The 14,866-nt window shown below is 64.0% G+C and carries 12 protein-coding genes; 7 read left to right on the top strand and 5 right to left on the bottom strand.

What is annotated here, in order from left to right:
• Positions 1-505 precede the first annotated feature (505 nt).
• The 6 genes from OS889_RS12735 (at position 506) to OS889_RS12710 (ending at position 7,374) form a co-directional block, all read left to right on the top strand.
• Positions 506-1,924: an ABC transporter substrate-binding protein gene (locus OS889_RS12735; protein ID WP_372390262.1), complete on the top strand. Its 1,419-nt coding sequence runs from the start codon at positions 506-508 to the stop codon at positions 1,922-1,924.
• Positions 1,925-1,945: 21 nt separating this feature from the next.
• The gene (locus OS889_RS12730; protein WP_372390260.1) at positions 1,946-2,836 is read left to right on the top strand and encodes a carbohydrate ABC transporter permease; all 891 of its coding nucleotides are present in this window, start codon (positions 1,946-1,948) and stop codon (positions 2,834-2,836) included.
• Between the two features lie 100 nt (positions 2,837-2,936).
• The gene (locus tag OS889_RS12725) at positions 2,937-3,806 is read left to right on the top strand and encodes a carbohydrate ABC transporter permease (RefSeq protein ID WP_372390258.1); all 870 of its coding nucleotides are present in this window, start codon (positions 2,937-2,939) and stop codon (positions 3,804-3,806) included.
• Positions 3,807-3,812: 6 nt separating this feature from the next.
• Positions 3,813-4,952 (top strand): ABC transporter ATP-binding protein, encoded by a 1,140-nt coding sequence (locus OS889_RS12720; RefSeq protein WP_372390256.1) that lies wholly within the window; start codon positions 3,813-3,815, stop codon positions 4,950-4,952.
• 3 nt (positions 4,953-4,955) lie between these two features.
• Positions 4,956-5,651: a glycerophosphodiester phosphodiesterase gene (locus OS889_RS12715; RefSeq protein ID WP_372390254.1), complete on the top strand. Its 696-nt coding sequence runs from the start codon at positions 4,956-4,958 to the stop codon at positions 5,649-5,651.
• A 136-nt stretch (positions 5,652-5,787) separates the two neighbouring features.
• Positions 5,788-7,374: an APC family permease gene (locus OS889_RS12710; protein ID WP_372390252.1), complete on the top strand. Its 1,587-nt coding sequence runs from the start codon at positions 5,788-5,790 to the stop codon at positions 7,372-7,374.
• 163 nt (positions 7,375-7,537) lie between these two features.
• Here the strand turns inward: OS889_RS12710 and OS889_RS12705 are convergent, their stop codons facing one another.
• Genes OS889_RS12705 through OS889_RS12695 form a run of 3 tightly spaced genes read right to left on the bottom strand, consistent with a single transcriptional unit; the run spans position 7,538 to position 10,930 of the window.
• Entirely contained in the window at positions 7,538-8,287 is a 750-nt protein-coding gene (locus OS889_RS12705; RefSeq protein WP_372390250.1) for a hypothetical protein, read from the bottom strand.
• 48 nt (positions 8,288-8,335) lie between these two features.
• Positions 8,336-9,358, bottom strand: coding sequence for a metallophosphoesterase family protein (locus tag OS889_RS12700; RefSeq protein ID WP_372390249.1), 1,023 nt, complete (start codon positions 9,356-9,358; stop codon positions 8,336-8,338).
• 57 nt (positions 9,359-9,415) lie between these two features.
• On the bottom strand, positions 9,416-10,930 hold the full coding sequence (locus tag OS889_RS12695; protein WP_372390247.1) for an aldehyde dehydrogenase family protein: 1,515 nt from the start codon (positions 10,928-10,930) through the stop codon (positions 9,416-9,418).
• Positions 10,931-11,117: 187 nt separating this feature from the next.
• On the opposite strand from OS889_RS12695, the gene OS889_RS12690 reads away from it, so the two are divergent.
• Positions 11,118-12,317 (top strand): iron-containing alcohol dehydrogenase, encoded by a 1,200-nt coding sequence (locus OS889_RS12690; protein WP_372390246.1) that lies wholly within the window; start codon positions 11,118-11,120, stop codon positions 12,315-12,317.
• Positions 12,318-12,355: 38 nt separating this feature from the next.
• Here the strand turns inward: OS889_RS12690 and OS889_RS12685 are convergent, their stop codons facing one another.
• Positions 12,356-13,153, bottom strand: coding sequence for an IclR family transcriptional regulator (locus tag OS889_RS12685; RefSeq protein WP_372390245.1), 798 nt, complete (start codon positions 13,151-13,153; stop codon positions 12,356-12,358).
• A gap of 768 nt (positions 13,154-13,921) precedes the next feature.
• Positions 13,922-14,866 (bottom strand): hypothetical protein, encoded by a 945-nt coding sequence (locus tag OS889_RS12680; protein ID WP_372390244.1) that lies wholly within the window; start codon positions 14,864-14,866, stop codon positions 13,922-13,924.

Raw genomic sequence — 14,866 nt, 5'->3', positions numbered from 1 at the left:
AGAGGGTCGGATCCGTGTCCGAGAAACGATCACCGTCGCTCTCGCCGGGCGGACATCAGCGAGCGAACAATTCATCGCCGAACGGCCAGCGGCAGTAAGAGATGAAACCGATCGTACCGAGGGCTCGAAATGATGAGTTTCGACGACAGCGTTCGTCGTGTCGAACCCGGCGCAACGACGCGGAGTGCTGATTCTCCCGCAATCGGGCTTTCAGCCCCGGTACGACCGATTGTGTCCTATATATCGAACGGAGCGATCAATACCGGTCTTGAGCTCTCAGATCGATACGGTCCACGATGGATCGCTCATAGTCGGGTTCTTTTGCCGGCCTCCCGAGGATGTCAGTGATGGTGCGAGATCATCCGAGGCAGATGTCCGCGTCGTTTCGGCCCGATATGGGCGAAAACCCGGTCGAGAAACCGGAACGTCCGAGAATAGAATTCTTTACTCACGGTATCTAACCAAAAATTTATTATCATAGAAAATGAGCCAAAAGCGAGTCCATATGACTGGACGTCACACCAGACGGAAGTTTATCCAAGGAGCGGGCGCAGCGACTGTCGCAGGCCTCGCGGGCTGTTCCAGCAACGGCGGGAGCAGCGGCGACGGCGGCGACGGTGGCAGCAGCGGTGGTGACAGCGGTGGGTCCGACGGGACCACGATGGGTTCCGGCGGGGGCCAATCGGTCACGATCCAGTTCTGGCACGCGATGGGGGGCGACCTCGCACAGCGCATCGACGACATCGTGAACAGCTTCGAAGAGCAGAGCGACGGGATCACCGTCGAGACGACGTCGCGAAACAGTTACCGTGACAACCTGAACGCGACGACGTCGGCGGTGAGTTCGGGCAATCCGCCGGCCCTCTCGCAGATCTTCGAGATCGGGACGCAGCTGGCGATCGACAGCCAGGCGTTCGTCCCCGTCGAAGACATCATTCCGAGCGATCGGATCAACTTCGACAACTTCCTCGACCCGGTGCTCGACTTCTACCGGATCGACGGCAAGCTGAATTCGATGCCGTTCAATTCGAGCAACGCGATCATGATGTACAACCGGGACGCGTTCGAGGAGGCCGGACTGGATCCGGACTCGCCCCCGACGACGTATCAGGGCATCACGGACGCGGCGAACACGCTCACCAGCGAGGGCGTGGTCGAGACCGGAATCACGTTCCCGAACCACTCGTGGTTCGTCGAGGGGTGGATGGCCCACCAGAACACCACCCTCGTGAACAACGAGAACGGACGGGCCGGCCGCGCCACGGAATCGAACCTCGACACCGACGCCGCACAGAACATCTTCGAGTGGTGGGTCGACCTCTACGACCAGGATCAGTACCTGAACCCCGGGATCGAGGCGTGGGGTGAGGCCCAGCAGGCGTTCCTGACCCAGCAGACGGGGATGATCATCTACTCGACGTCGAGCATCGCGCCGATGAAGCAGGGCGCCGCCGACAACGGGTTCGAACTCGACACCGCGTACCTGCCCGCGCCGGGCGGCGACCGCACGGGGCTCCCCATCGGCGGGGCGTCGCTGTGGGTCCCCCAGGGCCTCTCGGACGCCCAGCAGCAGGCCGCCGGGGAACTCCTGCTCTACATGACGCAGCCGGAACAGCAGGCGCGGTGGCACCGCGGGACCGGGTACTTCCCGGTTCGCGAGGAGTCCATCACGCTGCTCGAAGAAGACGGCTTCTACGAGGAGAATCCCTCCTTCCGGACGGCGATCGATCAGCTCAACGAGACCGAGAGTACCCCCGCGACAAGCGGGGCCCTGATGGGTCCGTTCCCCGAGGTCCGGACCATCATCGAGGAGGGCTACGTGAGTATGATCCAGGACGGCGGGCCGAGCGTCTCCGAAGGGCTCTCCCAGGTCAAAAGCGACGTCGACTCGGCGATTCAGAGCTACAACGACCGGGTCTCGTAATCGGGCATCCACCGCAAGCGTATGTCACAACTCACCAAACCGTACGAGTCGAAGTGGCAGGCCTTCCTGCTGCTGCTTCCGACGTTCGCTGTGCTGATCGCCTTCCTCTACTACCCGGGGGTGGAGACCTTCAGGCTGAGCCTCCAACAGACGATTCTCCTGGGAACGCGAAAGACGTTCGTGGGACTGGAGAACTACGTGACGCTCGCCACCTCGTCGACGTACCACTGGAGCTTCGCGATCTCGGTCGCCTTCGCCGCGGTCGTCGTCGTCGGGACCCTCGCGGCGTCGCTGTTCGTCGCGTACCTCCTCTTCCAGGTCGATGTCGGGTCGTCGACGTACCTGATCGCGGCGATCTGGCCGTACGCGCTCCCGACGGCGGTCGCCGCGTCGGTGCTCCTGTTCCTCCTTCACCCGTCTCTGGGTATCATCACCTACGTGTTGGAAGCACTCACCGGGACCTCCTTGGAGTGGTTCACGAACGGTCCGCAGGCGTTCGCCGTCGTCGCGGTCGTGGCGATCTGGAAGCAGCTGGGGTACAATATCATATTTATGGTCGCGGCGTTGAACAACGTTCCAGAGACGCTGACCGAATCTGCGCGACTGGACGGCGTCGGCCACCTGCAGATGCTGTATCGGGTGTACATCCCGCTGATGTCGCCGACGCTCGTCTTCCTCGTGGTGATGAACACGATCTACTCGTTCTTCCAGACGTTCCCGCTCGTCGACCTGATGACGAGCGGCGGCCCGAACGAGGCAACGAATCTGCTGATCTTCAAACTGTACCGCGACGCGTTCGAGTTTAGTAACCTCGGTCTCGCGTCCGCGGAGTCGGTCGTGCTGTTCGCCGTCGTGGCGATACTGATGTACGTCCAGCTGCGACTGTCCGAGAGCTACACCACCTATGCCTGATACGATGGAGAGAGACCCACAGCCGAGTCGACGATCGGAGCGCAGACCCGTGTCGAGTTCCGACCGAATCCCAGCCCGCACGGTTCGTGAGGTGTGACAGATGGCGACACAGTCCACGTCGGAGCCCGGGCTCGCACGGCTCCTCCCCGAGGACGTCGACACCGAGCAGGTACTCATCCACGGCGGGCTCGTGCTGTCGATCTTCCTGATGGGGCTCCCGCTGCTCTTGGCGCTGATTATGAGCACCCAGAACACGACCGAGGTGTATCAGATCACCAACGTCGGCATCGGCAGCGAGGGGCTCTCCAACTACGGGACGGTCCTGGGCGAGTACAACTTCGGGCAGTACATGCTCAACTCGGTCGTGATGTCCGTGATCATCGTCATCGGGAAGGTGACGCTCTCGCTCTTCGCGGCGCTGGCGCTCGTCTACTACCGACTCCCCTACGAACGCGCCGTGTTTATGTTCATCCTGCTCACGCTCCTGTTGCCCGTCCCGGTCCGGATCGTTCCGCTGTTCGATCTGATGGCGCGGCTCGGGTGGGGGAACACCCTGATGGCGATCACCGGGCCGTACATCGCGAGCGCGACGGCGGTCTTCCTGTTCCGCCAGCACTTCATGTCGATCCCCGACTCGCTGGTCGAGAACGCCCACCTCGACGGCGTCGGCCCGCTGACGTTCCTCTGGAAGGTGCTGATCCCGATGTCGAGAGGGATGATCGCCGGCGTCTCGGTGATCACCTTCATCTACGCGTGGAATCAGTACCTCTGGCCGCTCATCATTATGAGCGACCAGAGCAAACAGGTGGTGCAGGTCGGGCTTCGGTTCCTCCAGGCGGCCTCGCAATCGGGGCTCACCCGCTGGGGAATCATTATGGCCGGCGCGGTGATCGCGCTGTTGCCGCCGCTCGCCGTGCTCATCGTGCTGCACCGGCCGCTCCTCGAAACGCTCGCGATCCAACAGAAGTGATACGATATGTCTGACATTCACATCGACGGTCTCACGAAAGAGTTCGACGACGTAACGGCGGTCGACGACATCTCCCTCGACGTCGACGACGGGGAGTTCCTCGTTCTCGTCGGCCCTTCGGGGTGTGGGAAGTCGACCACCCTCCGGATGATCGCCGGCCTCGAAGACATCACGAGCGGCGAACTCCGGATCGGCGACCGGCGCGTGAACGACCTGGAGCCGAAAGAGCGCAGCATCGCGATGGTGTTCCAGAACTACGCGCTCTATCCGCATATGACGGGCGCGGAGAATATGAAGTTCGGGATGAAGTCCGTCAGCGACTACACCGACGAGGAGATCGACCAGCGCGTCCAGCACGCGGCCGACATCCTCGACATTCCGGAGCTGCTCGAACGCCGCCCGAGCGAACTGTCCGGCGGTGAGCGACAGCGCGTCGCCATCGGACGGGCCATCGTCCGCGAGCCCGACGTCTTCCTGCTCGACGAACCGCTGAGCAACCTCGACGCGAAGCTCCGAGTGCAGATGCGGGCCGAACTGCTGCAGCTCCACCGCGAGATCGACGCGACGACGCTGTATGTGACCCACGACCAGACGGAGGCGATGACCCTGGGCGATCGGGTCGCCGTGCTGAACGACGGCCGGATCGAGCAGGTGGATCCGCCGCAGGTGCTGTACGACTACCCGGAGACGCGGTTCGTCGCGGAGTTCATCGGGAGCCCCGCGATGAACACGGTCCCGGTCACGCTCCGGTGGGACGACGAGGGCGTCGACGCGGTCCACGACAACTTCGAGCTGTCGTTGCCGAACCCCGAGTCGTTCACTGAGCGTCCGACGTCGGGGGTCTTCGGCGTCCGGCCCGAGGACATCTCGCTCGCTCGGAACGCCGACGACGTCGCACAGACGTTCGAGGCGGAGGTGAGCGTGACCGAACCGCTCGGCGAGTCGCTGCTGCTGCACTGTCTCATCGGCGACGACGAACTCCACGTCAAAGCCGAGGCGCGGAGCACGATCGCGCCGGGCGACGTCGTCGAGCTGACGGTCGACGAGGAGCGGCTCCACGTGTTCGACTCGGCGGGCGAGGCGATCTATCACTCCTCGCCGCGGGAGGCCGCCAGCGAGGACCGCGTGAACACGCCGGAGGCCTGATCGGTGCGTCCGATCGCCCACCGGGGCTGTCCGGCGCAGTATCCCGAAAACACCCTCGAAGCGTTCCGGAACTCCGCGCCCGCCGTCGATATGATCGAGACGGACGTCCGGCGCTGTGGGTCCGGCGAGCTGGTGCTCTTCCACGACGAGACGCTCGACCGCGTCACCGACGCGACCGGCGTGGTCGCCGAGACGCCGCTGTCGGAGCTCAGAGAGGCGTCGGTCCTCGGCACCGGGGAACAGATCCCGCTCCTGCGGGAGCTCTTCGAGGTCGTCCCCTCCGCGGTCGGCCTGAATCTCGAACTGAAAGCGCGGGACGTCGCCCGGGAGGTGACCGAGGCGGCCGCCGACCACGACCACGACGTGCTCGTCTCCTCGTTCCACCCGAGCGACCTCGCCGCGGCCGCCGAGGCGGGCGCCGAGACGGCGCTGCTCCTCCCGTCCGAGGAGACGACCCCCGCGGAGTTCGACGTCGGGGCCGCCCTCGACGTCGCCGCCGAGCACGCGTGTTCCAGCGTGCATCCGCACGTGAGCCTCTGTCTGGAGACCGACATCGTGGCGGACGCACACGCGCGCGGCTTCGACGTGAACGCGTGGACGGCCACGTCCGCGTCCGAGATCGAACGGCTCCGCGACCGCGGCGTCGACGGCGTCGTGATCGACGACTGCGAGCACGCGGCCCTGTGCCGGGACGCGTAGGGCCCGGCACGACGCTTCTCCGTCGGCTCCGTCTGCTGTCGTTCTTCAGTCGGACCGTCGATCCCCGCGCTCGACCCGCCGACGACCGGTACTACTAAGTGAAGTTGTGTGAGTACTGCTAACACGGGTGTGTGCCATGTCAGGAGACGATACCCTATTCGTCCGAGAAGCGACGGGGCTAGTCAGAGACTGGTCCTCGTATGACGCAGGAATCTACGCGTTCCTGTCGGTGAACATCGTCACGTTGGGCTTCTACATCTGGACGTTCAACGCGTTCATCCCGCAGGGAAGCCCGATCTTGGCGACCATCATCTCAGTCGTCGCGATCACGCTCCAGAACGTGGTCTACGCGACGCTCGTGGCGTCGATGCCGCGGGTCGGCGGCGACTACGTCTGGCAGAGCCGCTTGCTGTCTGGGTTCTGGGGCTTCTTCCTCTCGTGGCCCGGTTGGGTGTTCATCCTGTGGCTGTGGGTACCGATCTACGGATCGATCCTCTCGTGGCTGGTGCTCGGTCCGGTCTCGGCGCTGTTCGGGTTCGTCGAACTGGCGAACTTCTGGAACTCCAGCCTCGGGCTGTTCACCTCGTCGATGATCGTGGTCGCCTTCGCGTTCATCTACGTCAGCCTCGGGATGAAGTGGTACGCGCGGATCCAACAGGTGCTGTTCTACGTCGGCGTCGCGGGCCTGCTCATCTTCGTGGGCGGGCTGCTCACGACGAACCCCTCGGGGTTCCAGTCGGCGTTCAACGGCCAGATGAACGCGTGGGGGATGGACCTCACGTACAACGGAATCATCGAGGGCACGTCGGTGAGCTTCGCTCCGATGTGGAACCTCAACTGGAGCGCGTCCTACAAGCTCTTCCCGATGCTGCTGTTCTGGATAATGTGGACCGTCTGGGGCTCGACCCTGTTCGGTGAGGTCCGCGAGGCGGGCGAGTTCAAGAAGATGTTCGGCGTCTTCGAGGGCGCGCTCCTCGCCGCGGCCGCGCTGGCGATCGTCCTCTGGCCGCTGTTCGACTCCGCGGTCGGATACACCTTCTACCAGGCGCTGAACTACAACTACTTCGTCGGCGCGGGCGCCCAGCAGTGGCTCTCCTCGCCGACGACGATCGCGGCCATCGCGATGGGCAACGGCGTCCTCGCGAAGCTGATGGCGATCCTGATGGGCGGGTGGTTCTTCGCGTGGTCCGGGACCGTCTTCCTCTCGTCGACCCGCGTGATCTTCGCGACGGCGTTCGACCGGACCATCCCGGAGGTCTTCTCCGAGGTGAAGGGCCGCTACAACACGCCGATCTACGCCATCCTGCTGATGGTCGTGCCCGCGGCCATCCTGACGGTCATCTACTTCTTCGCGCCGGGCTTCCAGACGCTCACGCTGGCGGCGACGTTCGCGATCGCGGTCACGTTCTTCGGCACGACGATCGCGTGCCTGCTGTTCCCGTGGCGCCGCCCCGAACTGTTCTCGAAGAACCCGGTCTCGAAGTACGAGATCGCCGGCGTCCCGGTGGTCTCGATCGTCGCCGGCGTCTATACCGTGATCCTGCTTTCGGTGTTCTACCTCTGGGCGACCGAGAGCGTCTACGGGCTCAACAACGTCACCTCGATGACGTTCCTCGGCGTCCTCTACCTGCTGGCGGCGGTCATCTACTTCGGAATGAAGTACTACCGCGCCCAGCAGGGCGTCGACCTCGACAACCTCCACTCGGAGATCCCGCAGGACTGAGCGGCGCCCGACGCGGTCGGTGACGGCCGCGCCGTTCTTTTTTCTCGCGGTTCCTCGCTCCGTTCGCGTTCAGCCGACGATCCGCTACCCGCTACTCGAGGGAGTCGAAACAGGCCGTCGAGACGGGCGTCGCGATCGCAACTTGAAGATCAAAAAATCCGGCTCAGCCCAGCTCGGGCCGCTTGTACCACTGCTTGTGCTCGCCGACGATCGACCGGAGCTTCCACCGCAGCGACTTCGAGTGGTCGTCGATCGCGGTTCGGAGGGCGTCGATCCTGTCGGCGAGTTCGCCCTCGTCGATCGGCAGGTCCTCGTCTTCGACGTACTCCTCGACGCGGTCGAGGCTGTAGGTCACGGTGCGCCACAGCCCCCAGTCGCTGCCGCAGCGGTCGGCGACGTACTCGGGGTCGATCTTCTCGGTATCGTCCCCGGGCTCGACCGGGTGGTCCGCGAGCATCGCGAGGATGTCGCGGACGTCGCGGTCGCTGACCTCGACGATCTGGAGCTTCGAGAGGAGCAGGTCCTCGATGGGGACGGTGGGGTAGTCGACGTCGATCCGCTCGCGCAGGTCCCACGCGTGGCAGAAGTCGAAGCGGTCGATGATGTAGTCGGCCTTGCGCTCGTTGACCGGATCGAAGTACTCCAGGCGGAAGCGCCGCATCGTGTTGAAGCGCTCGTTCGCCTCGTAGCCCAGGTCGGCCATCATCTCTTCGACCGCGCTTTCCTCCTCGCGGGTGGCGACGAAGTCGACGTCGCGATAGCCGCGTTTGAACGGCTCCTCGCGGGCGGTCTCGGCGTGGCGATTGATCGCCGTGCCGCCGATGAGTCGCACGGTCAGCCCGCGGTCGTCCGCGGCCTCGATGACTCGCTCGCCCTCTTCGATCGGATCCGACAGCGGTTCGGTCTGGCTCACGGCGGAATCACCTTGCTAGGTGGTAGCACCTCGTGACGGCATTTAGTTCTATCCCCGCACGAGGCCGACGACGTCGACTTCGGGCCGGAGGTCGACGATCGCCCCCTGGAGCGACGCCTCCGAGTAGACGCTCCCCGGATTGATCGCGTCGGTGTCGCCGATCTTCGTGTGCCCGCGGGACTCGTGGATGTGGCCGTGCAGCGACAGCGGCGGCTGGTACTCCTCGATGATCTCTCGGATCGCCTCGCTGCCGACGGGCTCTGTCGACTGCGCGCCGAACTTCGGCCGGAGGTCCTCGTCGAGTTCGGGCGCCTCGTCGAGCTGGGAGTCGTACGGCGGCTCGTGGAAGTTGAAAATCGCGCGGTCGTAGTCGTCGATGCCGCTGACGATTCCCTCGATCCGCTCGCGGAGTTCGTCTTCGGGCTCCTCGCGGTCGGTGTCCCACGGCGTCGGGTGGGTCCACCCCGTGCTCGCCATCTGGTACCCCTGCGGGAGGTCGACGACCTCGCCCTCGACGAGGTCGACGACGTCCGAGGACTCCCACACCTCGTCGATCTCGAACGGGTCGTCGTTGCCGGGGCAGGCGTACACCGGCGTGTCGTCCAGTTTCCTCTCGGCGAACTCGATCCACTCGCGGATCCGCTCTTGCATCTTCGTGAGGAATATCTCGTTCTGCCGTTCCTCGGCGTCGTCGGCGGTCTGGAGCTGCTCGTACTCGGCTTCGTCCATCACGTACGGGTAGTAGCCGGTGTCCTCCAGCGAATCGAGGAACTCATCGAGCTCCTCGTCGTCGTCGATCGTGTGCTCGTCGCCCTGGCGCGTGTAGGTGTACCGGTCGCCCTCGTCGACGATCGGGAAGATCGCCTTTCCTGTCGTGTCGCCGCCGAGGACCAGGACGTCGGCGTCGTAGAAGTCCGCGCTGTTGACGAACTTCCGCCAGCAGGCGCTCGATCCGTGGACGTCCGTCGCGAAGAACAGCCGCGTCACGCCCGGGTCCTTCTCCATTCCCGCCGCCTCGCCGGAGGTCGTCTCCTGATTGAGCTTCTCTTTGATCGACGAGATGACTCCCATAAGCGGTCTCAACCTCTCGATTGCGATATAAAAATCTTGGGTGGAAAGCGGTCCGATTCAGAGTTCGGGCCGGTCGAGGTTGACGTAGACGCTCTTCTGTCGCTGGTAGTGATCTAACGCCTCAAGCCCGAGGTCCTTCCCGAAGCCTGACTGTTTGAAGCCGCCGTAGGGCGCGTCGGGCATAATCGGGCCGTACTCGTTCACGTAGACGAGGCCCGCTTCGAGATCGTCCGCGGTCTGGTGGACGAGGGAGGTCTTCTCCGTGCCGATGCCGGCGGCGAGGCCGTACTGGGTGTCGTTGGCGAGGTCGATCGCCTCCTCGTACTCGGAGAAGGTCTGGATCGTCTGGACGGGCCCGAAGATCTCCTCGCGAGCGATCGTCATCTCGTTGGTGACGCCGCCGAAGACCGTCGGTTCCACGTACCAGCCCTCGGAGAGTGCCGGATCGTCGGGCACCCCGCCGCCGCAGAGCAGGTCCGCTTCTTCCCGACCGGTCTCGATGTACTCCCGTACGGTCTCGAACTGGCGCTGAGAGGTCAGCGGGCCCATCGTGGTTTCTTCGTCGAGGGGGTCGCCCAGCACGTAGGACTCGGCCTTCTCGACGAAGCGCTCGGTGAACTCCTCGGCGACGGACTCGTGGACGAGCGCGCGCGAGAACGCGTCGCAGATCTCGCCCGTGCTGTAGAAGATCCCATCGGCCACCGCCTCGACGACCTTCTCCAGATTCGCGTCGGGGAAGACGATGAAGGGGGACTTGCCGCCGAGTTCGAGGGTGACGGGCGCGACTCGGTCCGCGGCCGCGCGCATCACGCCGCTGCCGACGGCCGTGCTCCCGGTGAAAGAGATCTTTCTGATGTCGTCGTGTTCGGCTATGGCTTGCCCAACCTCGCTCCCCGGGCCGGGGACGACGTTGAGGACGCCGTCGGGGAAGATGCCCTCCGAGAGTTGGGCCGCTCGAAGCGTCGATAGCGGCGTGTCGTTGGCGGGCTTGAGCACGCAGGCGTTGCCGGCCGCCAGCGCGGGGCCGAGTTTCCAGGCGGCCGCCCACAGGGGATAGTTCCAGGGGACGATCTGGCCGACGACTCCGTACGGCTCCTGGGTCGTGTAGAGGTGGACGTCCTCCCCGCCCGGAATCTCACTTCCCCGCTGGGCCCGGCAGACCGACGCGTAATACTCTAGGGTGTCGATCGCGCCCTCGACCTCTCCGCGAGCCTGCGAGATCGGCTTGCCGCAGTCCAGACACTCCAAGAGCGTGAGTTCCTCAGTGTGGTCTTCCAGGACGTCGGCCCACTCGAAGAGGCGCGCCGAGCGGTCGCGGACGCTCGCGGCCTCCCACTCGCGCTCGAAGGCGTCCCAGGCGGCCTCGACCGCGCTGTCGACGGTTGCGGTGTCGCCTTGTGGAATCTCGACGATCGATTCGCCGGTCACGGGATCTTCGACTTCCCTCTTCTGTCCGTGAGTGTGGAGTTCGCCGTCGATCCACGCGCCGAATTCGACGTCGGTCGTCGCCTCCTCGTGTTTCGAGCGATGCCGCTCGATCACTGGACTCGCGCCTGATCGGGAACTGCTCATACTGTCACTCCCTGGCACGTGGGCAAAAATCTTCTTCCGGTCGCGCTTCCGACTCTTATGGCAAATATTTCTGTTACATTTTCTTTTTTATGCTGACTGCTCCGACTTGGGGACGGATGCCACAGTACAGCCGCGACTACCGGTCTAGTGCAGAGTGTACGGACGGTCGCCCTCGGGTCTCAAAACGATGAGTCTCGGGGAGTACTCGCTGTCGTTCCCGATCACCGTGGAGTTCGGCAACGGCACGAGCGAGCGAACGGGCGAGGTGATCGCCGCGAAAGGCTGGGAGACCGCCCTCGTCGTCACCGATCAGGGAATCAGGGCCGCGGGGATACTCGACGGGGTCGAAGCCTCCCTCGAAGCCGAGGGGATCGACTACGAGATCTACGACGACGTCGAGCCCAACCCGACCACGGCGATGGTCCACGACGCCCTAGAGACCTTGGAGGCCGGTGAGTTCGACGTGGTCGTCGCGGTCGGCGGCGGCAGCGTCATCGACACGGCCAAATGCGCGACGCTCCTGAAGACCAACTCGGGCGACCTCTCGGAGTACGAGGTGAACGTCCCCGAGGACGTCACGTCGGGGAGCATCGAGAACCACACCCACCCGTTGATCACGATTCCGACGACCGCGGGGACCGGCAGCGAGGTGGACTACTGGGCGGTGATCACCGCGCCGGACCGGAAGTTCAAGATGGCGATCGGCCAACCGCCGCTCTACCCGGACGGGCCCTACCTGGGCGCGGACGTCTCGTTGGTCGATCCGGAACTGACGGCGTCGCTGCCGCCGCGACAGACCGCCGCGACGGGCTTCGACGCGTTCTCCCACGCCTTGGAAAACCACGTCGCGGCGGGCGCGCCCGAGTTGGTCAAGCCCTACACGCGGCACGTGATGGGGCTCGTGCCGGAGTACCTCCCCGAGGCCTACGAGTCGGGCGCGATGGAGGCGCGCGAGCAACTCCTGTTCGGCTCGCATATGGCGGGCTTCTGTGAGAACTTCGCGGGCTTCGGCGCGATCCACTCGCTGGCGGAGGTGACCGGTGGAATGTACCCCGAGATTCCGCACGGCGAGGCGATCGCCGTGTTCACCCCGCCAGTGATGCGGTACAACCTCGAAGCATACCCCGCTCGCTACGCGGAGGTGGCCGAGGCGATGGGCGTCGACACGTCCGGGCTATCGGAGACGGAGGCCGCACACGAGGCGGTCGCGGCGGTCGAATCCCTCATCGACGAGGTCGACCTGCCGTCGAGCCTCAGCGAACTCGGCGTCGAAGAGGACGACCTCCGAGAGATCGCGGAAAAATCGATGGAGACGATCGAGATCCACGACAACCCCCGCGAGGCCGACGCCGAGGACCTGCTGGACGTCGCACGCGACGCCTACTGACCTTCGGCGCCTCCTCCCAGTTATTGTTCTACGGATTCCTACGCGCCGGGCGCGGTCGCCGCCAGCTCCGCTTCGAGGGACTCGACCACCTCGGACAGCGCGCGGGGGATCTCCCGATCGAGGACGGAGCCGTCGATCCGATAGGTCGGTCCCGACACGCTCAGGGCGCCGATGACCGCACCGTCTGGGCCGAACACCGGCTTGCCGATGCTCCGGAGTCCCTCGGTGTAGTACTGATCGCCGACGGCGTAGCCGCGCTCCTCGGCGCGGTCCAGCTCGGCGAACAGCTCCTCGCGGGACGTGATCGTCTGGTCTGTGAGCTCGGGCATCCCCCACTTGTCGACGACGGCGTCGACCCGCTCGGGCGCGTACGTCGAGAGGATCGCGAGGCCCGAGCCGGTCGCGTGCATCGGGTAGTAGGTCCCCATGTACGCCCGGTAGCGCTTCGATCCCTCGTCGCCCTCGTACTTCGCCCACTTGTGGTAGGACTCCACGATCGTGATCACGCGCCCGTGGTCGTCGACGACGAAGTCACACTCCTCTTCGGTGCGCTTTGCGAGCTCCTCGACGGCGCCTTTGACCGCCGAGAACCAGTACCACTGCTCTCGGGCGTACTCGCCGTAGTTCAGGAACTTGAATCCGATGTGGTACCGGTCACCGGACTTCCGGAGAAATCCGGCCTGTTCGAGCGTGACCAGGTGCTTGTGCGCCGTGCTCTTCGCGATCCCGTGTTCCTCGACGATGTCGTGGAGCCTCGCGCCGTCTCGGTCCCGGATGGTCGACAGGATGTCGAGGGACGTCTGCGTCGTCTCCACTGTGAGTGTGCCATCTGGCATTACACCACACAACTCGGAGTGGGCAATTAATAGTTTCGCAGAATCGAACTCAGTGGTCGATAACGAGCCGAGATAACACGACTCGGGGATATCGGTATCGAGTGTCACGAGAGTCCTGGCATCGGATCGTCGGACGAGATCGAGACCGATGGTCGAGTGTGAAACCGAGGATTGATTGGATTTCGGGAGTGAAAAATCACAAGAAAGAACTCAAATCAGAGAATAAAAACATAAAGTCGACAATATTCTGAAAAAGAAATCCAATGTGTAATTTCTAGTGGTGGCCTAACGTCTAGTTCGACTGAACGAAACTGTGGTGTGGTTTGAGCTCGGTTGCCAATTCGACTAACAAGCGTACGCTTGTTATGAAATGGTGTGGTTGTTCGATCAGGAGATCTCTGAACTCTCTTTCTCTGCTCTCTCCGCAGATACGCCCGATCTCACGACGGTGGGCGGCAATATTTGATAAGTGTAGCGGCCGATAGTGAGGTCTTCCTCGGGCCCTACTGACTTATACCAAATTCGGGATGCATACCAGTTTCATTAAGTCGAACTGGTCTGATGGGTGTATAACGGCCTCGGATAGCTGATCAGATCTTGGCTCGTGGCAGTACTATCAAATATATTATTTAATATCTAATATTGGGTATCTCTGTAAGATATTTTTGAAGTGGATTTAGACGGCCCCAAAACCCAATTTGGTGTAGAAAATCAGTTTGTGATGACTCTAATTTTATCTGTAAATTACAGTAATAGTTCTATATCATACTATTCGCCTTCGTCGACGTACAGCCCGTATCGATACAGTTCGCCGTCGTACCAGAGGAGCCGTCCCGTCGCGGCCGTCTCGACGGTGTCGACTCCGAGCGCTTCGAGGACCGCGTCGAAACCGGGCGAAAGCGGCGCGGTCTCGGCGTGTCGCCCCCGGGAGAGGCACCGTTCGAGCACCTCTCGCGCGTCGCCAGCGAGGTCGCCGGGTGCCAGTTCCGCGTCGATCCGTGATCCGAAGACCACCTCGCGGAACGCCGATTCGGAGTCCGCCACCTCGATCGCCAGCGCGGTGTAGGCGGTTTCGAGGATCGGCCGACGTGTGACCCGCACCCGGTAGGCCCAGGTGTCGCTCTCGGTCATCGTGACGACGCGCCCGTCGAAGTCGTCGGAGGCGAGTCTACTCTCCAGTTCGGCCGGTCGGCGGAGCACGTACGCTTCGCCGCGCAGCAGGTCCGCGGACCCCGACTCGCCGTCGGTCTGCGCGTTGGCGTGGAGGATTTTCACCACTCGCGCGCTGGGCCGGTCGAGGTCGTCGACGAGGACCGCGTCCTCCGGCACCGACTCCTCGGCCACCTCCTCGACGCGGACGAGCGGGCGCGTCATCCGTTCCCGTCCGGTGACGACCGACTCCGTCCGGTAGTAGATCCCGTCGTGTCGCACGTAGGCGCCCGCGGGTAGCGACTCGTAGCCGTAGGTCGTGTATCGGCCGTCCGGGAGGATCGAATCGAGTGCGGTCCGTGCGGGAGCGCCGAATAACGGGTCGTCCTCGTCGGGTTCGTAGAGGGCGTGTTCGACCGGCGAGGCGTCGATTCGGTCGGCGGTGAGGGTGTACTCCGGCCCCGCGTCGTCGGTGCCGAACGACGGGAGCGCCGCACAGCCAGCGACCGCGGTCAGTCCGGCCGCCGCCGCGCTACGGAGGAGGGTTCGTCGGGAAGGGACCAT

This window comes from Halobellus sp. MBLA0158 (genome assembly GCF_041477585.1).
Lineage (GTDB): Archaea > Halobacteriota > Halobacteria > Halobacteriales > Haloferacaceae > Haloquadratum > Haloquadratum rubicundus.
Note: the sequence above shows the minus strand (reverse complement) of the source record. Positions and strands in the feature narration are given on the sequence as shown.

Bases quoted from the DNA above. Each gene is read 5' to 3' on its own strand.
- OS889_RS12735 (WP_372390262.1), top strand. From the start codon at position 506: ATGACTGGACGTCACACCAGACGGAAGTTTATCCAAGGAGCGGGCGCA.
- OS889_RS12730 (WP_372390260.1), top strand. From the start codon at position 1,946: ATGTCACAACTCACCAAACCGTACGAGTCGAAGTGGCAGGCCTTCCTG.
- OS889_RS12725 (WP_372390258.1), top strand. From the start codon at position 2,937: ATGGCGACACAGTCCACGTCGGAGCCCGGGCTCGCACGGCTCCTCCCC.
- OS889_RS12720 (WP_372390256.1), top strand. From the start codon at position 3,813: ATGTCTGACATTCACATCGACGGTCTCACGAAAGAGTTCGACGACGTA.
- OS889_RS12710 (WP_372390252.1), top strand. From the start codon at position 5,788: ATGTCAGGAGACGATACCCTATTCGTCCGAGAAGCGACGGGGCTAGTC.
- OS889_RS12700 (WP_372390249.1), bottom strand. From the start codon at position 9,358: ATGGGAGTCATCTCGTCGATCAAAGAGAAGCTCAATCAGGAGACGACC.
- OS889_RS12695 (WP_372390247.1), bottom strand. From the start codon at position 10,930: ATGAGCAGTTCCCGATCAGGCGCGAGTCCAGTGATCGAGCGGCATCGC.
- OS889_RS12690 (WP_372390246.1), top strand. From the start codon at position 11,118: ATGAGTCTCGGGGAGTACTCGCTGTCGTTCCCGATCACCGTGGAGTTC.
- OS889_RS12685 (WP_372390245.1), bottom strand. From the start codon at position 13,153: ATGCCAGATGGCACACTCACAGTGGAGACGACGCAGACGTCCCTCGAC.
- OS889_RS12680 (WP_372390244.1), bottom strand. From the start codon at position 14,866: ATGGTCCCTTCCCGACGAACCCTCCTCCGTAGCGCGGCGGCGGCCGGA.